This is a genomic window from Marinobacter sp. MIT930201 (assembly GCF_047122665.1).
Lineage (GTDB): Bacteria > Pseudomonadota > Gammaproteobacteria > Pseudomonadales > Oleiphilaceae > Marinobacter > Marinobacter salarius.
Map to the genome: position 1 here is coordinate 2279012 of NZ_CP138916.1, position 25255 is coordinate 2304266.

18 protein-coding genes are annotated in these 25255 nt (G+C 51.8%); 11 read left to right on the plus strand and 7 right to left on the minus strand.

Annotation, left to right across the window (positions count from 1 at the left end):
• Position 1: 1 nt before the first annotated feature.
• The 4 genes from SIC19_RS10475 to SIC19_RS10490 all read right to left on the minus strand — a co-directional run bounded on the left by SIC19_RS10475 (position 2) and on the right by SIC19_RS10490 (position 7770).
• The gene (locus tag SIC19_RS10475; protein ID WP_127402015.1) at positions 2-3058 is read right to left on the minus strand and encodes a type I restriction endonuclease subunit R; all 3057 of its coding nucleotides are present in this window, start codon (positions 3056-3058) and stop codon (positions 2-4) included.
• A 96-nt stretch (positions 3059-3154) separates the two neighbouring features.
• Positions 3155-4021 (minus strand): DUF3800 domain-containing protein, encoded by an 867-nt coding sequence (locus SIC19_RS10480; RefSeq protein WP_127402014.1) that lies wholly within the window; start codon positions 4019-4021, stop codon positions 3155-3157.
• A gap of 138 nt (positions 4022-4159) precedes the next feature.
• Positions 4160-5512 (minus strand): restriction endonuclease subunit S, encoded by a 1353-nt coding sequence (locus SIC19_RS10485; protein WP_127402013.1) that lies wholly within the window; start codon positions 5510-5512, stop codon positions 4160-4162.
• On the minus strand, positions 5512-7770 hold the full coding sequence (locus tag SIC19_RS10490) for a type I restriction-modification system subunit M (protein WP_127402012.1): 2259 nt from the start codon (positions 7768-7770) through the stop codon (positions 5512-5514). The genes SIC19_RS10485 and SIC19_RS10490 overlap by 1 nt, the downstream gene beginning before the upstream one ends.
• A 365-nt stretch (positions 7771-8135) precedes the next feature.
• Here SIC19_RS10490 and SIC19_RS10495 point away from each other — a divergent pair, with 365 nt between their 5' ends.
• From SIC19_RS10495 to SIC19_RS10505, 3 genes are all read left to right on the plus strand, one after another.
• Complete coding sequence (locus SIC19_RS10495; protein ID WP_127402011.1) at positions 8136-9323, plus strand: hypothetical protein; 1188 nt, start codon at positions 8136-8138, stop codon at positions 9321-9323.
• A 49-nt stretch (positions 9324-9372) separates the two neighbouring features.
• A complete protein-coding gene (locus SIC19_RS10500) occupies positions 9373-9588 on the plus strand; it encodes an MbcA/ParS/Xre antitoxin family protein (RefSeq protein ID WP_185906460.1) in 216 nt (71 codons plus the stop codon).
• A 401-nt stretch (positions 9589-9989) separates the two neighbouring features.
• Positions 9990-11549 carry a hypothetical protein gene (locus SIC19_RS10505; RefSeq protein WP_127402009.1) on the plus strand — a complete coding sequence of 520 codons (1560 nt, stop codon included), beginning with the start codon at positions 9990-9992 and terminating at the stop codon, positions 11547-11549.
• Between the two features lie 138 nt (positions 11550-11687).
• Here SIC19_RS10505 and SIC19_RS10510 read toward each other — a convergent pair whose 3' ends face one another.
• Complete coding sequence (locus tag SIC19_RS10510; RefSeq protein WP_127402008.1) at positions 11688-12689, minus strand: hypothetical protein; 1002 nt, start codon at positions 12687-12689, stop codon at positions 11688-11690.
• 149 nt (positions 12690-12838) lie between these two features.
• Here SIC19_RS10510 and SIC19_RS10515 point away from each other — a divergent pair, with 149 nt between their 5' ends.
• From SIC19_RS10515 to SIC19_RS10525, 3 genes are read left to right on the plus strand one after another with little or no spacing between them, the layout of a single operon-like run.
• The gene (locus SIC19_RS10515; protein WP_127402007.1) at positions 12839-14242 is read left to right on the plus strand and encodes a Wadjet anti-phage system protein JetA family protein; all 1404 of its coding nucleotides are present in this window, start codon (positions 12839-12841) and stop codon (positions 14240-14242) included.
• Positions 14235-14897, plus strand: coding sequence for a DUF4194 domain-containing protein (locus SIC19_RS10520; RefSeq protein WP_127402006.1), 663 nt, complete (start codon positions 14235-14237; stop codon positions 14895-14897). The genes SIC19_RS10515 and SIC19_RS10520 overlap by 8 nt, the downstream gene beginning before the upstream one ends.
• Complete coding sequence (locus SIC19_RS10525) at positions 14881-18399, plus strand: SbcC/MukB-like Walker B domain-containing protein (RefSeq protein ID WP_127402005.1); 3519 nt, start codon at positions 14881-14883, stop codon at positions 18397-18399. The genes SIC19_RS10520 and SIC19_RS10525 overlap by 17 nt, the downstream gene beginning before the upstream one ends.
• Positions 18400-18525: 126 nt before the next feature.
• Here the strand turns inward: SIC19_RS10525 and istB are convergent, their stop codons facing one another.
• Together istB and istA are read right to left on the minus strand one after the other, a co-directional pair.
• Positions 18526-19266 (minus strand): IS21-like element helper ATPase IstB, encoded by a 741-nt coding sequence (istB, locus tag SIC19_RS10530; protein WP_127400812.1) that lies wholly within the window; start codon positions 19264-19266, stop codon positions 18526-18528.
• A gap of 9 nt (positions 19267-19275) precedes the next feature.
• On the minus strand, positions 19276-20817 hold the full coding sequence (gene istA, locus SIC19_RS10535; protein WP_127401805.1) for an IS21 family transposase: 1542 nt from the start codon (positions 20815-20817) through the stop codon (positions 19276-19278).
• Between the two features lie 224 nt (positions 20818-21041).
• On the opposite strand from istA, the gene SIC19_RS10540 reads away from it, so the two are divergent.
• From SIC19_RS10540 to SIC19_RS10560, 5 genes are all read left to right on the plus strand, one after another.
• On the plus strand, positions 21042-22277 hold the full coding sequence (locus SIC19_RS10540) for a Wadjet anti-phage system protein JetD domain-containing protein (protein ID WP_412535511.1): 1236 nt from the start codon (positions 21042-21044) through the stop codon (positions 22275-22277).
• A gap of 94 nt (positions 22278-22371) precedes the next feature.
• Positions 22372-22710 carry a mCpol domain-containing protein gene (locus SIC19_RS10545; RefSeq protein WP_412535512.1) on the plus strand — a complete coding sequence of 113 codons (339 nt, stop codon included), beginning with the start codon at positions 22372-22374 and terminating at the stop codon, positions 22708-22710.
• Positions 22711-23325, plus strand: a complete 615-nt coding sequence (locus SIC19_RS10550) for a hypothetical protein (protein ID WP_127402001.1) — start codon at positions 22711-22713, stop codon at positions 23323-23325.
• Between the two features lie 88 nt (positions 23326-23413).
• Positions 23414-24340 (plus strand): nucleotidyltransferase domain-containing protein, encoded by a 927-nt coding sequence (locus tag SIC19_RS10555; RefSeq protein ID WP_127402000.1) that lies wholly within the window; start codon positions 23414-23416, stop codon positions 24338-24340.
• Positions 24337-24969, plus strand: coding sequence for a hypothetical protein (locus SIC19_RS10560; RefSeq protein WP_185906459.1), 633 nt, complete (start codon positions 24337-24339; stop codon positions 24967-24969). The genes SIC19_RS10555 and SIC19_RS10560 overlap by 4 nt, the downstream gene beginning before the upstream one ends.
• Positions 24970-25255 lie beyond the last annotated feature (286 nt).

The following is a 25255-nucleotide window of genomic DNA, read 5'->3' on the forward strand; positions in this document are numbered from 1 at the left end:
GCTATCCCTTCTTAATCTGTTGCTGCGATTCAACGCTGGTTTTGACTTGGTTATACACAGCGCGCATCAGGTACTGAGAAGCGATATTGCGGAAAGACTCATCGTTCATAAGACGTATGAAGATGTCTTCGTTACCGTCCATTCGCTCTACAAACAAGTTCTCAAGCTGCTTGTTAAACACCGGTTCGAAATTCTCCAGGCTGTTGGCCATGACGGCCTGCCGCAGCTGCTCATTGGCAACGGCGGTTTCTTTCACCTGATCGAAAAAGAGCTGATCCGCCGGGGTAAACTCAGTGCCAAATCGCTCATTGAGCTTGTCGACCAGTGTCGATAACTGCACCTCTTCCTCTGCCTGGCCGGTACCGACCTCGGTCGGGCCATACAAGGCTTCCGGTTCGCCCACCTTCAGGTCGATGGCTCCCTCACTGATTTTCTGAAGCCGGTAGTACTTCAGCTCTACCTCGTCATCTACCTGCACTGTGCGCGTATCGGCGGTGTAAGGCAGCTTGGTGAGCAGGAAACGGGAATAGGTGTACAGCTTTTCGTGATCCGAGTCTTGGTAAGGAATAATCTGGGCAACGAAGCCGTACAGGTTACGAAAGCTGACCAACTGTCCCTTGAACAGGGCCTGGTCTTCCTCGCCCAGCTTCTTGAATCGCTCGACAGCCAGGTCAATCAGACTGTTCAGCTTCTTGTGCTCGCCCCCTGTCGGGTTCAGCCGGTTGCGGAACCAGATCTCGCACCAGGCGCTAACCTCGCCTTCCGTGAAAATCTGCCAAGTGGACAGCGTGTGGGCCAAATTATTGAGCTGCTGCGGGTCGGTATCCTCTTCCTTGGTGGTCACCTCATAATAGGGTTTGAACGCTTTGTATATTTCACCCGGCTCATTCACGAAGTCCAGGACAAAGGTATCTGTCTTTCCCCTGGCCGTTCGGTTAAGCCGCGACAGCGTTTGCACGGCCTGAATGCCTGACAGCTTCTTATCCACATACATGCTGTGAAGCAGTGGCTGGTCAAAGCCGGTTTGGTATTTTTCAGCGACCAGCAACACCTGGTATTCCTCGGTGTTGAATTTATCCGGAAGCTCAGACTCCTTGATGCCCTCGTTCATACCGACTTCGGTAAACGTCTTGTCAGCATATTCCTTGAGGGCGATCTCTCCCGAGAAAGCTACGAGGGACTTCACATCCGTATAGCCTTTAGATTTGATGTACTTGTCGAAGCCCAGCTTGTAGCGCACCGCATGTTCACGAGAGCTGGTCACTACCATGGCCTTTGCCCGGCCACCGATCTTGTGGCGGGTATGGGTGCGGAAGTGTTCAACGATAACCTCGACCTTCTGAGCTATTTCATAGTCGTGGAAGGAAACAAAGCGAGCCAACGCCCGTGCCGCCTTGCGGCGCGGTACTTCAGGGTCGTCCTCCACCTTCTGGATCAGCTTGTAATAACGCTTGTAGCAGGTGTAGTGGGCCAGAACGTCATGGATAAACCCTTCTTCGATGGCCTGCCGCATGCTGTAGTGGTGGAACGGAGCTTCACCGTCGGGTCCTGGTTCGTTAAACACGGCCATTGTCTTGAACTTGGGCGTAGCCGTGAACGCAAAGAAGCTCAGGTTGGGCTGTTTGGCACGCTTGAGCTGCTCTCGGATAAGTTCCTTTTTCGCCTCTTCGCTGAGGCTCTCGTCCTCCATGTCCAGCAATTGCTCGGCGATGGCTGACTCGATGCCATCTTTGTTCAGGATCTTACGCAGCTCCATGGCGGTTTCACCGCTTTGCGAGCTGTGGGCCTCATCCACAATTACTGCGAAGCGTTTGCCTTCCGTTGAAATTGCAACGCCTTTGCCTTGCTGCTCCAGCGTTCGAATGGCCTGACTGATGAAAGGGAACTTCTGGATAGTCGAGATGATGATAGGCACGCCGTCAGCCAGCGCCTTGGCCAGTTGCTGAGTATTCTCGTCGATCTTCTGGACGACGCCCAACTTATGCTCGAACTGAAAGATGGTGTTCTGCAATTGCTGGTCGAGTACCCGGCGGTCAGTAATCACCACCACGGAATGGAATACTTTCTCATTATTGGCATCGTGCAAACTGGACAAACGATGAGCCAACCAGGCGATTGAGTTGGATTTACCAGAACCAGCAGAGTGCTGTACTAGATAGTTATGACCCGAGCCCTTGGCTTTTGCGTGCTGGGTCAGAGACCTTACGGCATCCAGTTGGTGGTACCGCGGGAAAATCAGCGTTTCCTTACGGTGGCGCTTGATTCCCTTTTCGGTCACGACCGTTTTCTCTTCTACCTGAAGGTGCAGAAAACGGGCGAGGATATCCATCAGGCTGTCCCGCTCCAGCACCTCTCGCCAGAGGTAGGCGGTACGAACATCTCCTTCCACGGGTGGATTGCCAGCGCCGTGATTGACGCCCCGGTTGAAGGGCAGGAAAAAGGTACTCTTACCCTCCAGATGCGTGGTCATAAACACTTGCTCGGTATCTACCGCAAAGTGCACCAGGCAACGATTCTTGAAGGCAAACAGCGGGTCTTTGGGGTTCCGCTCAAAGCGGTACTGGGACTTGGCATTTTCAACGGTCCACCCGGTCGCCGACATGGCATTCTTCAGTTCCAGCGTGGCAACGGGAAGACCGTTTACAGCCAACACCATGTCTGGAATTGCGCCTGTCTTGGTATGTACCTGACGAACCACGGTAAGCCTGTTCGCGGCGTAACGGTCAGCCGCGCCGGTATCAATGCTGGTATTGGGGGCAAAAAAAGCCAGCTTCACCGACTTGCCGACGCATTTGAAACCCTCGCGCAGCACGGTCAGCGCACCTTTCGCGGCCAGTTCCTTGTTTAGAGCATCCAGGAGCATGCTCTCGGCTTTGCTCGCATCCAGGTTGTTCAACCGCTCCCAGATCTTGGGTTGTGTCTTCTGCACAAAGCTCACGACCTCTGCCGGGAACAAGGCGGTTTCAGCATCGAAATCGGCGGCATCTCCTTTTTGGTAGCCATTCTGGTTGATCAGAGCCTGCTCTATGGTGTTCTCGAAGTCGATTTCTTTGTGCATTTCCTGAATTCCTGTTGCATCCTGTGGAGGCCCTTGCCTATAATTCATGGCAAGTGGATTGGGGGTGCCCGGTCGGCGTTGTAGCCTCGGTGAGTTTCATCGGGGCTTTTCGCTTTCTGGAGGCGGATAAATCATCAAACCCAGATCCTCATACCCTTCTCCAACACAATCCCGTCCCCCATCGCAGTAAAACTTGTACTTGAGTACATCGAACGCTCTATTCGTTTGTTCGGGCCTCAAAATGCTAATTCCTATAGGGCGTGCAACCAGATCGGCGAGCTGTAATCCAGAGGACATCACCTTCTTATCGGCAAACAAAACGTCAAAGGGCAAGGCGATACTCTGAGTGTTATTGCGGTCACAAATTCGCCGAAATTCCAGCTCCAGCTCATCATCTTCCTTGGGCCCGCGCCGTTCGACGACCACATGAGTCAGTAATTCCTGTTGTTGCTTTTCCTGAAGGAACTCATAGAGCTTTTCGAGGCAAAATCCGAGCGCAATGTGATAAGGGTTTCCTCCGGTGGAATCCTGCTTTTTCAAGCGGCGCTTATCGATGACGCAGCTAATCAGAATGAAGTTGCTGTGCTCAATGATTTCAGTCAGTTCGTGAAGAAACTGGTGCTTTTGCTCCCGGCTTCGAAAAATATTGAACTGTCCCTTTTCCTTCCGAATTTCATTTTCGTGCAGGACAACCTGGTCATGTCCAAAGTGATTGAACTTGAACTTTTCAAGGGCCGAGACAACCTGCTCGCTGTAATGGCGTTTGTGGAACACACAAAAAGCCAGCACAAAAAGTGGGTATTGGGGATCAATGGCATCCATACCATGATCACCGCTTTCATCCACGTAAACGATGTATTTACTGAAGGGACTGTCAGTTTCGCTTTTTTTAGAAGGTTTTTCGTCAACTAAGCCGGCCGAGGGGTCTTGTTCAAACAGAGGTAGCTGTTGTTTGTCCGTCATAATTCAGCCCCTTCGCGTTATCGACAAATGGCGTTAGCCATAACTAAATTAAGTAGATCGGCAATATAGTCGCTGCGCAGCCCAATACCAGATTGAAAACCCATAGCGAACAAATCCTCGCAATGTTTGGAATAAGGCTTACCCATGGGCGACATCCCTTCGCTCGGTGGTAGCGGGTATGCAGAACTCTTGAACGTTGATTCTGCCAGTGACTGCATTGGTGATCAGGGCGGCACGGTATTCCTGAAGCTTGGCGATAGCGTCCGTTACCGTGCTTACCATTTTGTCAATTCGTGAAGAAATTCTTGCCACTTCACCAACAATTTCGTCTTGCTCCGCACGCGGCGGCACCGGCAAAACCATGTTCTTCAAAAGATCTGTGCGTAACACCTTCGTACCATGCGCCGACTCTTCAACGATGCTGAGCACCAAGCTCTGTATGCCTCGCAAGAGAACCGCTAGATATTCCGGATTCATGGTTGTTTCTAGAACTTTCATATCCTGGTTAACAGTCACGGGTACTTCATTCACTGCGACAGGGAAGGTGTGCGCTAGAATCATACCTCGGACAACAATAAGCACTTTGCCCGATGGGTAAAGACGAAGAGTTGTTTCCTTGAGAGCGTCTTCCGTGAGCGTGTCTATTGAGTTTGATAGCCGTTCATTTTTCATATCCTTTGGGCTTATCCATGGAATGTCGCCTCCCCAATATCTGGATTCCGATGTTCTTGGAGTAAGCCCACCGCTCATGGTCATAAGGAACCTAAGGCGTTTCGTCTCCCAGTGCCGAGGAACTTCACCTAGCCAAGAAACATCTGATTCTTTCATCGAAACTGTGCGGTCGAGGCCTTTGGTCACAGCCTGGTTAATTAAAGATCTACGCTGCTCGGCTAGCTTGTCCAACAGCGACTGTTTTTTTGCAATCAGTGCGTCAATTTGCGCAGTTTTGTGTTCAAGGAAACCCACTATTGCTTGCTGTTCGTTTTTTGGTGGAATGCCGGCAATCAGGTTTTTTATGAAATCCTCCGGTACCCTTTTCTGACCTCCCGCGCCATACATTTCTGACTCACCCAGATCTCTGAACCAGCCAGAAACCGTCAAGTAAAATAGAAAGTCCCGATTGAGTTGATCCATATCGACTCTGAGAACATGGAGTTCTGTCGTTCCAAAGGCGCACCCGTTGGTCAGTCCCTTGGCAATTGCTCCCTTTCCGTTCTCGAAGCAGGGAGTGATTTTTGCAACGACTACATCGTTATTACGGAAATAGGTGTAGCCGCTGCCGATCTCCCCCAGCTCTTTGTTTTCATCTAGTCGAATACCGCCATACTCGCCTATAGCATCCATAGGAACGAAGGAAACCAGTTCCGAATCCGATAGCAGAACTTCGTGTTTGCTGGGATTCAGCTTCACGGCAAAACGTAGGCGCCTAGCCTGCCAGTTCTCAGGAAAACCACTGCTACCGTATGCTTGGTATTCGGAGTAGCGACTCATCAAACAACCTCCGAGAGCATATCGACAATTTCTTTCTCCAACTGGCTAATCTCGCCGGCAATTTCTGTCAATGGGCGCGGTGGTTCATACACATAGAAATGACGATTCAGAGGGACTTCGTAGCCCACCTTGGTTTTACTATGGTCAATCCAGGCATCAGGCACATGAGGCAACACCTCAGCAGCGAGGTATGCTTCACAATGATCTTTTACCAAGACTAAGAGCTTGTCGTGGCCGGTTTCGTTGTCGTATTTCAGCGGCAAGGGCAGGCTGATATCGGAAGGTAGCACTACATTTTCGGTATCGCGCAGTTCCGGATCAGGCTCTGGATTGCCCTTCTTGTCACAGCAAATATTGGCTTGCGGGTCTCGTTCGGACAGTGCTGCCAAAATCGCGTTTTTAACTGGAGCACCCAATTTTAGAGAAGCCTTTTTTAAGGCCGTATTCAATACGGCGTCGAATTCCTGTCGGTTGCGATAAAGGACGCTGCCATCCAATTCTTCTAGCAAACTTTTGATAGTAGCCTGCGTAAGCTTGCCCGCGTCAATTTCTGCCTGATAAGCAGCGGGGTTCTTGCGCTTTTTACTGGTAGCCAAATTGGCAAAAGCTGTTTGCGAATCGAGACGCCAAATACGCTCAGGGCTGGCCTGGAAATTCAGTCGCAATGGGCGCTCTACAGTGATTTTCAGGTACCCGAACTCACGGTTTTCAAAAACCTTGCAAGCAACCCGAGCTTCACTGTCAGTAGGACGGGCGATGCCTTTACGATGAACCGGTACAACAGAAGTGGCATCATGTTTATGCTCCGCATAGAGACGGACCAACTCACGGATGTGTTCCTCGGACAGCTCGTTACGTTTCTTGCCGAGACTTTTGTCCATCTTCTTATAGTGACGAGTGCCATCGATTAGTTGCACTTTGTCCCGGCGGTGTTCGGGCTTGCGGTTACTGACAATCCAGATGTAGGTGTAGATTCCGGTGTTGTAAAACATCTGGTCTGGCAAAGCCACAATGGCATCGAGCAGGTCGTTTTCGATAATCCACCGACGAATATTGCTCTCACCGCTGCCGGCATCCCCCGTAAACAAAGGAGAGCCATTGAAAACCACGGCAATCTTCGAGCCGTCACCACCTTCTTTAATACCGCCCACCACTTTCGGTGGGTTGTGCATCTTGGAAATCATGTGCTGCAAGAAAAGCAGCGAACCATCATTGATTCGAGGCAGGCCCGCACCGAACCTTCCGGAAAAGCCCTGCTCTTCATATTCTTCACGGATGAAATCTTCTTCCGGCTTCCACTCAACCCCAAAAGGTGGGTTGGAGAGCATGTAATGGAACTTCTTCTCTCCGTGGCCATCGTGCGGCACGAAGCCGTTATTTTTGTTCTTGGCATCTTTCACGCCCAATGTATCGCCATAGATAAGGTTATTGATGGGCTCGTCCTTGATCAGGAGGTCCGAGCAACAGATGGCGTAGGATTCAGGGTTGTACTCCTGACCAAACAGTTCGATATGGGCATCCGGGTTTAGCCCTTCATGGGTACCGTCACCGCAAATGTACTTTTCTGCTTCTGAGAGCATGCCGCCGGTACCAGCCGTGGGGTCGTAGATACTGCGGTAGATACCTGGCGCGAAGATGCCTTCCTCATCGGTAAACAGAAGCTGCACCATCAGCCGAATAACTTCGCGGGGAGTAAAGTGGTCCCCGGCCTCTTCATTGGCCTGCTCATTGAACTTTCTGACCAGCTCTTCAAACAGGTAGCCCATCTGCAGGTTGCTAATGGTCTTGGGGGAGAGATCAATCTCGTTGCTACAGAATTCCTTGAGAATCAGGTAAAGGCGGTTGGCCTCGTCCAGCTTGGCGATCTCAGCCTCAAATTCGAACTTGTCAAAGATGTCCCGGGCACGGAGCGAGAAACCCTGGATGTAGGCAATCATGTTGCCCGCAATGTTAGGCGGATCAGCCAGCAGCTTGTCGAAGGTGAAGCCGCTGGTATTGAATAGCTCCTGTTTGCGGCCACTGGTGGCAATGCGCGAGAGCGCTTTTTCCAGTGCGGGCCCGGTTATGCCTCGCGCTTCCAGGCGTTCCTTTTCAGCCAGCACCTTTTTCTGGTTTTCCGCCAATACCAGGTCAAACCGGCGTAACACGATCATAGGCAACATTACCCGCCGGTACTGGGGCGGCCGATAAGGGCCTCGCAGTTTATTCGCGATATTCCAGATGAAGCCGACAAGGTTTTGATGATGGTTTTGCTGCATGCTGGTCTCGGTATTAAGTTCAGGTTCTAGAGCGTTTCGGCTGCCTTACCACGCATTCCGGAATGGGCAGGGTGCCAAGGGAGCGTTAGCGTAGTGTTTGCAAATACTGTGGCTGCGTAATCGCAGGTGATGTTCCTGCCCAGGCAACCGCTGATCCGGGCTACAGTCTACGTTCAAAGCTTTCACATGGGAAAGTTCCCGCTGCTTTTCCAGATACGAAGGGGATGGCCTATAGACCCTGCAGGTTAGGACGGCGATTTCTTCATTAGATCAGGTGTGTTTGGAGTCTGACTTTCAGGTGCTCTCCCTAACTTTTCCAGCTATAAAAAGGAAAATTGTCACTTTTGGATCGGTAGAGGTTATCTATGGAAAGTATCGCTGCAATTACTCGTGAATCACTTTACCAGGAAGTTTGGGCCGAGCCTGTATCCAGGGTAGCACCGCGCTACGGGATCTCAGGTGTTGCATTGGGGAAAGTGTGTCGCAAGCACAAAATACCTTTACCGCCCAGAGGATACTGGGCAAAAATCAATGCTGGCTATTCACCGAAAAAGCTCCCGCTTCCTTCTGCCACGGAGTTTGAAAACTACTCCCTGCCTCTGAGTCGGTCGCGCACCTACGACCCGAGTAACCCCGATGCATCGCGGAAAAAGGCCACCACTGCCCAAGAGCGGATAGGATTTATTGATGTACCAGAGGCGCTGGAGTCACCGCACCCCTTGATTAGGACCGCATCCAAGCGACTAAGGCGGAAGACGGGTTGGGACAACTACAAGGGCCTGCGCTCGGCGCAGGAAGAAATATTCCATTTCGAAGTGACTCGCGACGCCATCGATCGGGCACTATTGATAGGTGACACACTGATAAAAGCTCTTGAACGTCAGGGCATGAAGGTGTGGGTGGATCCTGAGAAGCGTCGTACCCTGATAGGACTGGGCGAAACTTCTTTGACAATGGCCATTAGTGAGCATGTTGCCCGCACCAAGCATGAGGTAACCGCAGCGGAGCAAAAAGCCATTGAGCGTTGGCAACGATCTCCAAACCGTTGGGGCGCTGGATATCATTACCCAAGTCCGCCTGACTATGACTACCACCCGACCGGGAAGCTGACGATTTCAATCGGCATCTATCCTTCAAGAAGTTGGAGTGATACCCCTAAGACCTCGTTGGAGCAAAGGCTGCACCAAGTCGTTGCCGGTGCTTTGGACCTGATTGAAGAGGAACGTATTCGAACTGAAGAACAGGAACGCAGGCGTCTGGCCTGGCAAAAGGCAAGAGATCGGCATGACCGTCAAATGGAGCTCCGGAAACAGGAGCTGGAGCAACTTGAGAAGCTGAAGGCCAGTGCTACGCAGTGGCTGGAAGCAGAACGGTTACGACAATATATCGATGCAGTAGCACAATCAGCGGTAAGTAAAGGTCAGGCAAGTGAGGAGCTCGCAGACTGGATTGCTTGGGCTCGGATCAAGGCGGATTGCATTGACCCATTGGTAGCTGTATCGGATGCGATCTTGGATAGCCCAGAACCAAGGTCGCCGGGCTATTATTACTGACAGGACTGATGCTTACAGAAAGCAGTGAGAACCTATTGGAGATTCGCTCGTGAAGGATCAAATCAATACCTTGGAGGAACAGCGAGCAGCTGCCAGGGAAGCCGCCATTGAGGCGTTTGACGGCGATGCAAAGCTGGCAGAATGCTGGCTAAACCAACCGATAGAGGTTCTCGGGAACGAGAGGCCGATCGATTTCATGAATAGCCTCGAACGCATTCGAATTCTCAGAAGCGTCATCGCCAAACTTGAACACGGATTTCCGTAGACACGATTTTCTATTGTAACTGTTCACTGGGGGCCTGGAGCCTGAGACTGACTGAATGACCGCTTTCAGGCGTCTGGGCCAAGCCCGGCCCCGCAACATAAAAACTCGTCGCAAAAATTCCAGCAGTCGAGCATGGGCGTCTAAGTCTACAGTTGAACCGCAACATCGCATTCACTGATAGGAGAAACAGAGATGTCCAAGTCACGTAGCAAAGGCACAAACCAAAACGCGAATCATCACTCGGATCAACTGAATTCGAATCGCGGTACTAATGGAACAAATCCCGCCAACGCCCACGTTAATGGCAACCGTGGCGGACAACTGAACCCAAATCGCAAACGATAAGGAAGCGGAAAGGCTCAAAGCCCCCACGCCGCTGGGGGCTTACCTCCCAAACGATTATGACAGAATCCATCAGTTTCCCAACGCAAGGTGAGCTGGTCACCTATGCCTTCAAAGCCTTTGGGTTATTACCCACTAAGTACGATCGCGGCTCCGAGTTCCGCGACAAGGCTAAAAGTTTTCAGAAGCTACTGAGCAGACTCAAAGACGAAGAGGGCCAGCTCACAAAGAATTTTGAGAAGGCTCTTGCAACATTCGATGAACGCTTTTCCCAGTATCTGGACGACAAGCAGGTTCGAAGTATCGTCCTGGGTGTTTTGGCTGATCTCTACCGAGAGTACAACCGGACGATAATTGAGGAAGGCACATATCGCCCAAAGAACGATACGCTGCTGTATTTTCTGGTCACTCGCGCCACATCAGCTCTGGTGGAGGCTACTACTTTCCATTCGCTTCGTCAGCACAAGCTGACTGGAGAAGACCTGGAGCCCTATCTGGATTCGTTTCTTCCCGACATTTCCACTGAAGGTGAGACGATTTGGCCGATGGCTAAGGTCATTCGCTGGATTTATTCCGAAGCGGACTGTTCCCAAATACAATTTCACGCTCCCGGAAGAGGCCCAGCCGCAGATAATCCAACGTTAGAACAAAATCTTGAGAATGCTGGAAACTGGGTAAGAGACGACGCGTTTCCTTCCTTGCCTTCGTTGCTGGCCAACTTCCAGTCTTCTCTGGCGAGGCAGGAAGGTATTCGAAAGATCCCCGAGAGTCTGAGCTCATCCATGACGCTGCGACTTACACTGGCCCGAATATCGACGGCCGTGTGCAAGGACATTCTGGCAGTCTATGGAGCGGGCGTTCTTAAGCAACTGACTGCAAGCGTGCGGCTCTACTTCACGACAATTGCCGATGAAATGAAAGAGTTTAGAAATGAGCTCAGACGGGAATATAAGACAGACGACCTGAGTCAGCTTCCTGATCCGGTTTGGCAAGGTGCATGCTCACACTACTCAGGGTTCTTCCTATTTAAAAAAAAGAAAGCGCTTGAGACTCTTCAAAAGCTCTATATTGGTGATCCCGAAAACCCATTCAAGCCGGTTGTTATAGAGAAGCTCGCAGGTGACATTGGACAGTACCCGGTGGTCACCCGCATGGATCAAATGTTGTTCAGTTCGGCCTGGTTTCCGAGTCCGCAGTTTGAACGCCTTCTCAACCGAGGGTTTGAACTGAAGCAAGATGCGCGGACAACAGAGTCGGACGTTGATCGGTTTGAGCAAGAATTATTAGCGGCCAACATGGAAGAACAGTTGGCCTGGCTTGGCCCATGGCTTAGAGCGGTTTGCCTCTACAGAGAAGAACGGTTTGCAGATGCCTTTGAGCATAGCGAGAAGGCTTTCACGCTTGGTAAATATCGAGCCGGGCGCCACCAGTACCGTCTGGTGAATCAGTACATGGAACTGTGCGCAAAGACAGATCGCCGTCTAAGGTTCAAACAGGCCCTGGATTGGGCGAACTATGCTGGTATAGAGGTTCGATGGATACGCTCTGAAGAGCAGAATAAAGACCAGATTGATTTCGCGTTCGAGATCTTGAGCAAGGCCATTTACCCCATTCTGTAACACCTAAGTTGTTGTTCTGCTGAACCGGGCGGCAGCTTCCTCACACCCTCTGGGTGCATCCAGAGGCGACTTAGGGCACAGAAATGTCGCTGGCATCTGGGCACTGTTCGGGACTGGAGTAAGCCGGCGATTGTCGGCTTAGTCAGATTTGAACCCAATCTCATGCGCAGGCCTATTTGAGTGGATTGTATAGGCAAAGACAGGCCAAGCTCTGGGATTCTCTTGCACAGCCATATCGTATTCGACCTCACTCGAAGGAATGCGATTGTCGACGAGGAAGTACCCGATCAAGGGTTTGCGAAGGGTGATCCGTTTCCAGGTGCCCCCTTCTTCCAACTCATAATCAGACGAGATTAATGACTGCTGCTCACCGCCTAGGTGTGGGTTCGGCTTCAACTCAAGCTCAACCATCTGTTCCCAATCGGTATCTTCTTTAGGTGGTACTCCGTTGCACCGCTCGAAAGCGGGCGCATTTTCGCCCAATCCCTTATCGCTCCTTGATGCATTAACCACTTCCGGATTGCTCATGAAGCGGCCGATAAGGAAGTCTCTATAACCCATGTGATCCCAGCAAAAGGCACGAACGTGGTAACGGTTGTTAACGAAGGCCACAGCTGTCGGAGTTAATCGCCTGACACGTCCCTTCGGGGAGTTCATTGTTGCGATCACAGCATCGATGGACCGCTGGTGCTCAATAGCCGACAACAATCGAGCCAGAACAGGCAAATTATGCCTGCGCTCTAGCATGGGCATTTCTGTGGCGTGCCCAGCGTTGGGCGGGGCGTAATCTTCAATTGACTGCCACTGCAGTTCTTCTCCCGATAACAGTACCGGCTCAAAGCCCTCCGTTGGCTGATGGTAGGGAATACCCAGCTGGTAGGGTTTCGTCGCTTTTGGAGCGAGCTGCTGATAAAGCTTGATGTCTTTTTGAGCCTGAGGCCGGGAAATTCCAAACGTTTCCATCAGCATGGTCGTGGTCAGCCGCCGCTCCCACAACAATTGACGTTCGATGAAGCACAAGCGCAGCCACTGTGAGTGCGAGAACGCCCCGGCCTCAATTCGCCGACCCGCCAGATTCGTTGCGGACAGAGTGCTAGTATCTGCGGTGATCGCAGGTTTTATGTACTGCAAATACTGCATGGCAGGGCCCTTCAGCTACTGATTGCGTTCGTCTGTCCGCAAGTTTAAGCCAATACTGTATAAATATCATCTACCCATATTAAATATAGGGGTGTATAAAATAGACACTACCCGGCGAGTCCGGGTGCCAATCTTTAAGGGGTGCGTCGGTGAGTTTCGCCACACTTAACACCAATCTGTTCAAAGCAATCGCTGGAGATAATGGGCGATCAATGCTCGACCTGTTAGTAGAGCTCGATGCGTTCCTTGATCCGGCGCAGCTGGCGGATGAGCCGACGCCACAACAGGTGAGAGTTTTTCTTCGCGACTACATCGCCAATAGTCACTTACGCCTGGAAATCGAATCAGGTGAGGCAGTAACCACCCCGCAAACTCCAGAACAGTATGTTTACTACCGGTTGCGCGATACAGGATGGATCCGGGAAGAGCTCGAAAGCGGATACCGCTATGTGGTCTGGATGGCTCAAGAAGGTAGGCGACTACTGCAATTCCTCAGGAGTATGGGCGCTGAACACCCATCCCTTGGTGTGGTTTGCTTGTCGGTGCGCTCTAATCTTGCCGAAGTAGTTAAGGATCCGGCCAATGGATCTCTGATCCGGAAAGCAACGGATGACATGGAAGGCTTCCTCAACCGCCTCAGAGCCCTCGTGGGCAATATTCGCGAAATACACCATGTGATTAGTGGCGGAGACGCGCCGGGCAGTGGGAACTTCAATTTCTACTTTGAAGAGTACCTGGGTGAGCTATTTCTGCCTAACATTGAAAAACTCGCGTTGAAGGGCAACCCCAACCTTCATGCCAGCAGAATTCGCAAGTTGGTAAGTGATATACGGTTCAATCCAGAGCGGCTGGAGGTGTGTGCTAAGGCATATCAGCGGGACGATATAGCGCATCCCTCGACTGAGACGGTCGAGGCTGATCTGGATCGACTTAGCAATGCGTTTGACGGTATTGAGCCATTGTTCAAAAAAACACAGGACTATGCGCGGCGCATTACCCGTCGAATGCACGAGAGAATAAAATACACCGTGCACACCCCCAGCAATATAGGCCAACAAATCGAGGATATACTCGGCCTTATTGGGCGGGATGAATCGATTAAAGCCCTGCCCAGTCCACTGATCAGTGAAAAACTGCTCTCCGAAAGCCGTTTGGCCAAACCTAAGGCGAAATCGGTACCGGCGGTCGCAACGGTTCGCAGGCAATCCAAGCCCCTGTGGGAAAAGCGAGCCTATAACCAGCTCAAACAAGAGCACATTCACTTCCAGAGATATGACCCTGACCGTGTGGTGAGCTTTATTGAGACAAATATGGGCGACCGAGCTCAGATGACCACTGATGACCTGACCATCAAGACTGCGGACGACATGATGGCAGCGTTGCACCTGCGCTTGTTGGCGCAAGGTGTTTCCAAAACCCACGCTCTTTATCCCCTGTTAGCTGAGTACAGCGTTACCTTCGATGAGCAGGAATGGACACAGCTTGAATACATGGCCGGTCGTCGATTGATTATCGCCAGACAGGCCTTCTCGGAGACATCACGAAATGATTAATGACATTGTGCTGAGAGAGCTAAAAGAAATTGCGTCGCGAAACTCCGACGACTACGCCGACACTCTTCGAAAAACAGCTGCCTACCTGCTCCAGAAGCAGTGGGCTTGGAAAGGTAAGCGAGGGCAGAAAGAGCACTTCAAAGTCTGCGAGGACAATGGCACATACTTCCATAAGCTATTCGATGCACTGGACATGGACTGGTATTACGACCGCAATTTTGGGTATGTGGGGGTGCTGCCCAGAGGCACTGGAAGCCAGCTGGATGTCACGGCCACCGTTTTTCTGCTGATACTGCGCAAAATGTATGACACTGAGGCCTCGATGGGGCGCACGGAACTTGGCCGCGTCACGCCGCCAACCGTGGAGCTGCTTAATCAGTATGAGCAAGTTAAAGGTGAAAGACCGATACTGACCGCTACCACCGAGGCCCTAGATACCCTTCGAAAGAGGGGCATCATTGAACTTGGGCCCAGAGATCCGGACACCAAGCTTCCTGATGTGACGGTGTTGCCCAATATAACGCGAGTGGTAGGCCCGGCCTTTCTTGGATCGCTTGAAAGCTTCATGAACAGCTCCGGTACAGACTCAGAACCCGGAGATGAGTCACACCTGACCACTGACCCTGCGGAGGCGTCTGATGACAACGCCGAATAACCCAATGCCAGCGCATTTCCTTCAAAATTTTGTTTTTGCACAGTGGTATCTCTTGGATCTGGAAACCCTGGATGTGGGTGTAGCCGCATCTCTCTTGTCGGGTGAGAATGGGGCCGGGAAAACAACGATATTTGATGCTATCCAGTTTGTTCTGATGGGGGGAGATCAAAGGCGTATTAGCTACAACGCAGCCTCTGATGGAAAAGCATCGGGACGCTCAGCCAGAAGCTACGCCCTGGGCGAATTCAAGGAAAACGATGTCACCACTTTCGAGCGGGAGAGTGCCAATACCTACATTTTTCTGAATTGGTACGACCACCACCAGCAGCCCTATTCGTTTGGGGTCTCTATCCACGCTACTCAGCAATCGGCCAGCATTGAAACTCGTGGTCACATCATCAAAGGGCGCCATGTCTCGGAAGTAGACCTTTTATCCTCGGAGGACACTTTTTTACCGTGGCGTGAATTTGTTGATCGTATGAAGTCGACCGCCAAAGAGTGCCGGGGTTCGATGAGTTACGAGATGATCGACGGGGCAAGGATTATGCGCGAAAAGTTCGCCGAGATGATGTCGGTTGATCAAACGCGCAGCGGGAAAATTGAGCCCGAGATGCTGGTCAAAACATTGTCCAGTGCGTTGCAGTTGAAGATGGATAGTCCGATTGATTCGTTTATCCGCGATTTCATTTTGCCACCCGAACCCATAGAAACAGAGCAGCTTCGTGAGGATCTGCTTGAGCACCGCCGCATTGAGGATGAAATCGCGCGCGCCGAGAGTCACAAACTGGCTCGTGAAGCTTTGATCACTGAAACAGATAAGGTGACGAAGCACCGGACTGATGCTCACTTTGAGTTATGGGTCACACAAGAGGCTGAAGTAGCCCGGCTTGATGAACGAAACAGCGGTCTAGAGGACCGTCTGGATCAGCAGCTAGACAAGCTTGATGAAGCAGAACGGACGATTAAGCAACAAACCCCTCGACTGCCTGAGCTTAAACAGCGTCACGAGGACGCTCTGATCGCATGGCAAAACTCAGACGCCGCAAGTCTGAGTAAAACCGTCGAGGCGGCACAGGAAAATGTCACGGATGCAACTACCCGTTTCGCTGAGCTAAACACCTCCCTCAGAGAAGCGGTGGGTGATATCAGCCGCCAACGCTTTGCTGACACTCTAGACATTGTCAGTTTTGAACAACTGGTGGAGCGGTGGACCGAATGTTCCGATCTTCTCGCCCGCGCTGACATTGCCAGTCTCAGTCCATCAGATCACGAAAATACCGCCACGGTCACTGCGGCTCTTCTAGATGCTAGGCCGGTCTTGGATGAAATTTCCACACGGCTCGAAACGGCAGATAAACATGTCAGCCATGAACTGAAACAAATCAAGGATGATGGCGCAGCACTTCAATCGCGAGTTGAAAGGTTGAAGAAGGGGCTTTCAGACATTCATGCGTCAACCAGCCTAACCATTGAACTATTGAAGCAGAAGGGTATTCAGGCGGTGCCCGTCTGTGATGTATGCGAGATCACCAATTCAGAGTGGCAAGAAGCTGTTGAATCCTATCTCGGGCCGAATCGTGAAGCTCTCGTAGTTGCAACAGAAGATTTTGGTCACGCACTTGAAATCTACGAAGCCACTCAGAAACAAAGCCCGCGCATCAGGCGAGCACGCCTTATCAACCCAGATCTAGCCTTGCGCGAAAACAAATCTCCTACTACAGGAATGGTCTCAACACTGATCGAAACCCAGGACCCGGTAGCTCGGGGCTTCATGAACATCATCTTGGATCGAACCAAGATGGCCGCGACCCGCGACGAACTCAGGCGCGAACGTAAAGCACTGATGGCCTCCGGTTTAACGGCTGGCGGCGCAACGATTGGCGGCACCTCTCAAATTGACGGTCTGCTGATTGGTAAACATGCCAAAGCTCAGCAGCTGGAGCGGCTGGAAAAAGAGCTTGATAGCCTGGCCCGGCGAGTAGCCAGGTTTAATGGCCCGGCGACAACGCTGAGCAAGCTTAACCGTCAGTGGGCGGGCTTTTGTGCGGGGGTCACCGATGGCGCCCTCGCGCTGCAAGAGCAAAGTCAAAGCCTAGCAGCCTGTGAGCAAACTCTCTCTCGTGCAAGGGAGCAGCTGCAACCTCTTACCTCTGAAGATGAGCGTCTTAAGGCCGCCAAAGAGAGGGCTGACCAGGACTATTATGACTGCAATGAAAAAATCACACAGGCAAGAAACGACAAACTACAGGCAGAGGAGGCCATCAAGACCCTGAAAGCTGACTTGGAGCAGATTCGTCCTTTACTGGAGAGGGCCCAAGAGCAACGCCGCAAGACAGAGGCATCTGAATTGCACGACACGAATAAGGCGCTGGAACGCTGGGAAGCCTATGAACAGAAACATGAGAGTACTGAGGGTCGCTACGCACTGATTCGAAATGAGGCGGATAGGGGAAGACAGACTGCACGGGAAAAAGAGCTGACGTCACGCGGAAATCTGCGTGAAAAGGTGATCGAATTCACCAATGCTTTTTCAGAAGACATTGCCAATCGGGCCGAGCTTCTTGAGGCAGCCAAGCTTGAGGGCGATGACCCTGAAGCTTACCGTCTCATTAAGACCGATTGCGCCGATTGGGTGGATCGTATCCTTGCTGCTCAGCTACTGGATCATCGACACGCCGCTCAGGAAGCTGCTGAGAAAATGGAAATGAATTTCCGAGGCATCATCGTTGGGGAACTTCAAAACCGCTTTGATCAGATGCGGTACACCTTTCAGCAGCTCAACAGTGTTCTCAAGAGAATTCCTTTCCACGACAACATCTACAGCTTTCACTTCAAGCTCCGTGAGACCGAGAGCCTGGCCACTGTTTACGAATACATAACAACCGTGGATAGGGAGCAGGCCGAGTTGGTTGGCACCTTGTTCGAGAAAGATTCCGAGCATCCGGCCCTAGAACTGCTGAAAGAGGCTCTGATTTCTGGGGATGACCTGATTAATGAGATCAGGGATTACCGCTCGTTCTTCCAATACGATATGAAAATGCGTAATCCCAAAACGGGTGAAGAGCGCCGGGTAACCGAAATGCAAAGCATCGGTTCAGGCGGCGAGAAGCAGACTCCCGCCTATATCGCCTTGGCGGCGAGCTTCATGAATGTTTACAAGATCCGTGAAAACTCACCTCGCGGTGCCTCTCTGGTTCTCCTGGATGAAGCGTTCAACAATATGGATGGCGGGAACGCCAGTGGTGCCGTTGCCTTTCTGAAAGAGATTGGTCTGCAGCTAATAGTGGCTGCGCCGCCTGAGGTCACCCTCAAGATCGGCAAGGAAATGGATCAGATATATACCATCTGCCGAGAAGGCCGTGATGTGGTTATCGACCATACGAAAATTTTCGAGGGAGGGCATAAGCTGATTGATCAACGCAACCCGGTTTATCACCCCGAGCTTGTCACTGAGCGGGCGGCTGAATTAAAAGCCAAATCGGAGACAATCACAGGGATATGAGCAATCACATTGAGGCATTCCTTGCGCTGCATATTCCGGCGAACGTGAACGCCCATTCTGGCTGAACGTGAACACCCTTTTTCTTAACGCATCACCCACCGGAGTTTGTACTCCGGGTGTTCACGTTCAGTCAATTTCCTGAAGTCTTTTTCTCATTGATTCTCCTTTCAGAGCCCAGCGGTGGGCGTTGTGCATGAGTCTGTCCAGGATGGCGTCAGCCAGGGTGTTGTCACCGATAGCGGCGTACCATTGATCGGTAGGCAACTGGCTGATGATCATGGTTGAGTGAGTGCCGTGACGGTCATCCATGATTTCCATCAGGTCGTTTCGCTGTGCCGGTTTCAGAGCTTCCAGCCCCCAGTCGTCCAGGATCAGCAGCTTTACTTTGGCCAACTGGCTGAGAGCTTTCTGGTAGGTGCCATCGGCTTTGGCCTGGGTCAGTTCCAGCAGTAATCGGGAGATCCGGTAATACCGGGTGCTGAGGCCGTTCAGGCAGGCCTGGTGCCCCACGGCGCAACCGAGGTAGGTCTTGCCGCTGCCGCAAGGGCCGGTGATCAACAGGTTCTGGCCCCGTTCGAGCCAGTCGGCCTGGGCCAGTTGAGCTACCTGGGCCTTTTTGAGGTTGCGCGGGTGCTGGTAGTCGATGTCCTGAACGGACGCCCGGAGCTTGAAGCGAGCCTGGCGCACCAGACGATCCTGCTTCCGGTGGTCCCGGCTTTGGAACTCCCGATCAAGTAACAGTTCCAGGCGTTCGGTGAACGATAGCTCGTCATAAGTCCCCGGCTGATTTTGTTGATGCTCCAGGGCGGCAGCCATGCCGCCGAGCTTCAGGTCTCTCAGTCGTGTCAGGGTTTGTAAGGTGTTCATACGGGGGTCCTAGTGGAAGCTCTTTGGGCCACGGATGTTCTCGTGATGCTGGGGCAGTTCGGTGTGTAAGGGCAGCTGTTCCGGCAGCTTGTCCCGGTTGCTCCGGAGGATGGCCTTGATGTGTTTCAGCCGGTCCAGGCCTTCGCGGTTGGCAATGCGGCAACTGGCATTCAGGCGCTCGGCGGGGTACGCCTTGCTCAGGTTGAGTAACCCGAGACAGACCCGATAGGCCTGCTCCGGATGTTCCCGCTCATCCATCCGGCCACTGACCCAGACCAGGGTGTCCGGTCCGATATCCCGGGCCCAGCTCTTGAGGCGTCCGGGCGTCCACTGCTGTTGTTTTTGATGGCGGGTGGGCATGTGCCCTGGCTCGGTGGTGATGCCGTACTGATGGCTGCGTGGGTGACTGGTGATCAGTTGCTGCCGGAAGTAGATCTGCACCAGTCGCTCACCGGCATGGAGGTCTACCTGCTCGCCGACATACTGGTGCGGCACCGAGTAATAATGGCGCTGGAACTCAATGTGGTAGTCGATGTTGACCCGGCAACGCCGGATCTCGACGTACTCATAGGGGTGTTTGGGTAACGCTTTCAGGGCGGGCTGATCGAGTGTCTTGAAGGCTTCCTGCCGGTTGCCCGGCAGCGCTCGGAAGGGGCGGCTGTTCAGGTCGTCCAACAAGGCCCGGATACACTGGTTCAGGTCGGCCAGAGTGAAGAAAGTGTGGTGGCGCAATCGCGCCAGGATCCAGCGTTCAACGATCTGTACGCCCACCTCCGCCTTGGCTTTATCCTTGGGCTTGTAGGGCCGCGCAGGCAGTACCGCGACCTGATAGTGCGCGGCCAGTTGCTGGTAGCTGGGGTTCAGGTCCGGATCGTACCGACAGGCCTTGTTGACACCGCTCCGGAGATTATCGGGAATGATCATCTCCGGAACGCCGCCAAAAAATTCAAAGGTGCGCACGTGGCTCATCAGCCAGTCCTGCAATACCTGGCTCCAGGTCGCCTCCGCGTAGGTGTAATTGGACGCCCCCAGCACGGCGACAAACACCTGGGCCGTGCGGATTTCGCCGGTTTGCGGGTTAATGATCGGAACGGTGGGGCCACAGTAGTCAATAAAGCACTTTTCACCGGCCTTGTGGATCTGGCGCATGGAGCGCCTTTGCTGCTTTTGCCAGTGCCGGAAGCGGTCACAGTATTGAGAATAGCTGTAACACCGGTTGGGGTATTGGGCGGTGTATTCCTCCCACAGCAACTGCTTGGTAACGCCCTTCTGTTTGAGGTTCTGATGGACGGTCAACCAGTCCGGTACCTGGTAACGGCTGGAGCTGGTGGGGTCAGCACCGGGATAGAGCATGGCCGCCAGGCGGCCATCGTCCAGATTCTCGGGTAAGGGCCAGGTGATTTCTAAAGCCTGGGCTCGGGTCAGGAGCTTCTGGATAGCCCCGACACTGGTTTTGGTACTGGCGCTGATCTGCCGGATCGAAAGCCCGGCTTCCAGCCTCAGACGAAGCACTTCTCTGATTTTGCGCATTGGATTTCTCTTTGCTGCCATGACCCTGATTCCCAAAAAAAGAACCAGAGTAGCAAGCGGTTGAATAAACAATGCGTTAAGAAGGATTCTGGTGGAACGTGAACACCGATTCCGGGAACGTGAACGCCAATTCCGGCATGGTGAACACCGATTCCGGAAATTCTTGAAAAGTGTTCATCTTCGACCAGAATGACTGTTCACGTTGAACCAGAATAGGTGTTCACGTTCGTCCGGAATGGGCGTTCATGATGGGCCGGAATATGCATGCGCAACTGATTAAGCAAATTGATAAGCCAGGTGGTGTAAAGCTTCAGGCACGGATAGGCATTACAGATCACGCCTATCGCTGGTACTTCGCACTGAACAACAGTGAGAAAACAGCCCTTCACCAAAGTTTAGAAGCGCTGAAGCATCTCGACATTCAGTATCAGCGTAGAGTGGCCTTAGGAGCATTCAAACATATTGAGGCGGTTCACATTACCGATGGTCGCAGGCTCATGGCATCTCAGGGTCTCAGCCCGCTGGCGGATGACATACAGCTCGCCTTCGAACAGCTTGAGGCCGCTGAGTTTCATGTCCCCTGGTGGGAGACAACGAAGCGCGATGTGGCAGAGGCATGGTCAGCCAACAAGGCATTCAATGGCGTTAAGCGACAGCAATCCGAGCGGCTTTTCGATGCCATGAAGGTTGTAGAGTGGATCGTTCAGTCGGAAGACGCCTCGCCAGCCCCTGATATTAGAACTCTCAGCACAATGCTCTTTTATGACTCCAAGAAGCTGGAGGGAAAGAGTTTTGCGAATCTGATTCGTCGTTTGATGCTCGGGCAACTGGACGACGATGTGGTAAACCTGATGGACGATGGGTCGAAGTTGCTGGAGTATTTTGGGATCAGCAAATATCCAATGCCGATGCGGTTAAAAGCGAGCGCCCAGCTAGTCTGCCGAGGTGTTGTTGATTTGTCTGCGCTCCATTACGGGATTGGTGTCTCCCCGGATGAAGTTAAAGATATTGAGTGGCTCCAACGACCACCGTATTTGCTGTTCATCGAGAACCGTGCCAGCTTTGAGCGGTATGTACGGGAGATCGATGATGCGGGTGTTGTCATTTACACGGCAGGTTTTCCGCCTCGTCACTGGCTGCACGCAATCGAGATCATCATCGACAAAATCCGAACTGAGGTACCGGTTTATCACTGGGGCGACCGTGACGTGGGTGGTTACAGAATCCTAGCGTTTCTGGCGAAACGACTTGATATCGATATTCAGCCATACCTCATGGGTGTGGATGCTCCGGTACCAACTCAGGTTGGTGACGAACTCAAAGAAATACCTGTCGTAGGGTTGATGCAGGCGATTGAGTCAGCGCGAGGTTATCCCTCCATTTCAGCGCTTTATGAAGATCTCGGTAGGTGTCAAGATACAAGCTTACCGTGGATTGAGCAGGAACAAATTGCGCCCATTAGCCCGCTGGAAAAAAGCTAAAGCAACGGCTGAGATTTGATGCTAGCTCCTCAAAGCAATGCCATTCAGATTCGTAGAGGTTAATTTGAACTACATCTCAATAGATGGAGACGATGTGGGCAGGAAGATCACGTCACTCTATCTTGAAAATGCGACAGCTAAGCTCTCTCAATTCTGTGATGAGATGAAAGGTGCCACGGAAAAAATATCCAATTTCCTCAAGGGGCAGGGGTTTGAGGTGATTTTCTGTGCTGCAGACGGTGTGGCAGCTTCAATAGAAAGTGATATTGATTTTGAGCGCGCTTTCACGGAACTCTGCAAGTTTGCTCCGGAGGGGATTACTCTCTCAGCGGGGGTAGGTCAGTCGCTGAGTCAGTCTTACATCGCCCTTCTATCTGCGAAGAGTAACGGTAAGAACTGCATACACCGATATTCAAGGCTTGGAGAAATCTAGATGGTTCGGATCATCCGGTTTGATTCACTACTCAAGTATGTGGCGTACACAACTGTCGCCTTGAGCATCGGAATCTACGCCTTTGTTCAGGCCATATGGCTTCCAGATTATTCTCTATTTAAGGTCGTCACGATCTCCTCGATTGTCAGCACATTTTTAGTGACCTTACTAATGCTCCCTTCGTGTTCTCGGAAGATTTGGGCATTCATAGGGTATATTAACGAATCCATCTACCCTGACCTGAATGGAACGTGGCAGGGTGAGATAACCCTCGAAGATGGAAAGGCCATAGATGTTCGAGCTGTAGTTCGCCAAACTTTGCTTTCCACGGAAATCGATATCCATGGTGAAACGATGAAATCTGTCACGCTCGACACAACGCCCAGCATGGAAGCCGGGCAAAAGAAACTGTACTACGTTTATCGCGCTGACCCGAAGAATCCCGCATGGCCAAGCTATTGTGGCTCGACAATTTTTGACGTGCGTAGCGTTCAGTTGGAAGGTAATTGCCAGTTAGAGCTTTCCGGCAAGTATTTCACAGATCGCAAAACCGTCGGACGGATAGTGTTGCGCCAGCTTGGGACAAATAATAATCATGATGTCTCTTTCTACTAGCGTCCGGGTCCCCCCGGCATGAACGTTAGGCTCGTGTTAAATCCAGGAACGATAATAACCCATAAGTTCACCAATACTCGGAGCGATTATGTCTCAGTACTGGAATGACCGATTCTCTCGATGGTCTCGACCACCAAGCGATAGTGAAGAAGCGAAGGCAGATCGGGCCGCAAGAATGGTCGACGACGCGATATCCGGGCATGCTCCTCTGGAAGGCAAAAGAATAAGCGTATATGGAACAGGCTCTTATAAAAACAACACGAATACTAGAAACGAAAGTGACATTGATATTGCCGTGGTGCTCCACGATTGTTTCTTCTCAAAATATCCGAATGGTAAGCCGCCTCAACCAGAAGACTTAGGTCATGCAGGTGGAGTGAAGTACGGCTTAAAAGCATTTCGCGAAGATGTGGGAAAAGCTTTACGCGCCAAGTTTGGGGCCGACGGAGTGACCGCTGGCTCAAAAGCATTTGACGTCCACTCTAACACTGCTCGTCTAGACGCGGACGTTGCGGTTTTCCTGGAGCATCATAGGTACACCGGGAAGCAAAACGCGGACGGGACATGGCATTATTTAGAAGGTGTCGAAATGAGGGGTAAGGATAATGCAAGAATTATTAACTGGCATGGAGACCACTATGCAAATGGTGTTGACAAAAACAACCGCACTGGTCGTCGATATAAACGCGTCGCAAGAGTTTTAAAATGTCTTCGCGACGATATGAAACAGAGTACAGACCAGGCGACACGAAAAGCCGCTGACGTGCCCTCTTTTTTGTTGGAATGCTTGGCTTTCAATGCTTCAGATGGCTGCTTCCAGCAAGGCGACTTATACGACGACTTAAAAGCTGTAATCACTGAGGTTTGGAATGGCACAAAGCCAGAAACAGATGATTTGGTCTACTTGGAGGTGAGCGGACTAAAATGGCTTTTTGGTAGCGAGCAGCCGTGGACCAAAGCTGGAGCACATTCGTTCCTTCTGAAAGCTTGGCAGCATGTCGGGTTCAGCAAATGAATAGGGCGTATGCAACCATCATTGTAGGATTGGTCGTCGCTACTTGGGCTATCTATCTATTGCTACAAGGGTACACTTTGACATGGAGCTACTTGGGACCGTTCTCGGTAGCTGTCGCCGTGCTCACCGCCACGGCGTTTGTATTCAAACATTGGGGTTGGCACTGGCCTATTGTTCACTTGCTAACCCAAACACCGAACTTAACCGGGACGTGGGTCGGGAAGCTTAAATCTGATTATATTCATGATGGGGAAACCGAACCGCGTGGCCCAATAGATGCGGTCCTTATCGTTACCCAAACAGTAGACGAAATTAACGTTCGCCAGTATACGAAAGAGTCATCATCAACCACGGTCGCTGCATCAGTAACGGCGGAGCCTGGCGACAAGTTCATTCTAGCAACGGTTTTCTTAAATGAACCAGAAATAGAATTACAGCAAACCCGCAGCCGCATGCACTATGGTGCTACGCGACTGGGCATAGAAGGTCCTCCGAGATCGCCAGAGAAACTAGTTGGGAATTATTGGACAGCTAGAAAAACGTCGGGGTCACTGGAGTTTAAGTTGGTAAGTCGTAAGCGTGCGGACTCATTCGAGCATGCATATCGACTCCAAAAAACTGCTAAGTGAAGGATGCTGGGGTCCCTAATCAAAGAGTGTCTAACCATGCGCTTCAACCGACTGCTAGCGCGGCGGTTGAGTACAGGCGTCAAGTGTTTATGACCGAAACTTGTGCGATCGAAGTAATGATCCGAAAGGCTGCGCCGCGTTCCTATAAGGTCACTGGCGGTCATTTTGACTATGGTAGCCTTTACTTGGCGAGCATGGCCGGTGAGTCGTATGTCCTGCCCATTTCTCAGATTTCAGAAATTCAGGACCTTGGTAATGGGCGGCACATTGTAGTTTTGCCTAGGTG

What these genes read in the sequence shown, in the direction of transcription:
- SIC19_RS10475 (WP_127402015.1), bottom strand. Translation starts at nt 3,058, where the DNA reads ATGCACAAAGAAATCGACTTCGAGAACACCATAGAGCAGGCTCTGATC.
- SIC19_RS10480 (WP_127402014.1), bottom strand. Translation starts at nt 4,021, where the DNA reads ATGACGGACAAACAACAGCTACCTCTGTTTGAACAAGACCCCTCGGCC.
- SIC19_RS10485 (WP_127402013.1), bottom strand. Translation starts at nt 5,512, where the DNA reads ATGAGTCGCTACTCCGAATACCAAGCATACGGTAGCAGTGGTTTTCCT.
- SIC19_RS10490 (WP_127402012.1), bottom strand. Translation starts at nt 7,770, where the DNA reads ATGCAGCAAAACCATCATCAAAACCTTGTCGGCTTCATCTGGAATATC.
- SIC19_RS10495 (WP_127402011.1), top strand. Translation starts at nt 8,136, where the DNA reads ATGGAAAGTATCGCTGCAATTACTCGTGAATCACTTTACCAGGAAGTT.
- SIC19_RS10505 (WP_127402009.1), top strand. Translation starts at nt 9,990, where the DNA reads ATGACAGAATCCATCAGTTTCCCAACGCAAGGTGAGCTGGTCACCTAT.
- SIC19_RS10510 (WP_127402008.1), bottom strand. Translation starts at nt 12,689, where the DNA reads ATGCAGTATTTGCAGTACATAAAACCTGCGATCACCGCAGATACTAGC.
- SIC19_RS10520 (WP_127402006.1), top strand. Translation starts at nt 14,235, where the DNA reads ATGATTAATGACATTGTGCTGAGAGAGCTAAAAGAAATTGCGTCGCGA.
- SIC19_RS10525 (WP_127402005.1), top strand. Translation starts at nt 14,881, where the DNA reads ATGACAACGCCGAATAACCCAATGCCAGCGCATTTCCTTCAAAATTTT.
- istB (WP_127400812.1), bottom strand. Translation starts at nt 19,266, where the DNA reads ATGAACACCTTACAAACCCTGACACGACTGAGAGACCTGAAGCTCGGC.
- istA (WP_127401805.1), bottom strand. Translation starts at nt 20,817, where the DNA reads ATGGCAGCAAAGAGAAATCCAATGCGCAAAATCAGAGAAGTGCTTCGT.
- SIC19_RS10540 (WP_412535511.1), top strand. Translation starts at nt 21,042, where the DNA reads ATGATGGGCCGGAATATGCATGCGCAACTGATTAAGCAAATTGATAAG.
- SIC19_RS10550 (WP_127402001.1), top strand. Translation starts at nt 22,711, where the DNA reads ATGGTTCGGATCATCCGGTTTGATTCACTACTCAAGTATGTGGCGTAC.
- SIC19_RS10555 (WP_127402000.1), top strand. Translation starts at nt 23,414, where the DNA reads ATGTCTCAGTACTGGAATGACCGATTCTCTCGATGGTCTCGACCACCA.
- SIC19_RS10560 (WP_185906459.1), top strand. Translation starts at nt 24,337, where the DNA reads ATGAATAGGGCGTATGCAACCATCATTGTAGGATTGGTCGTCGCTACT.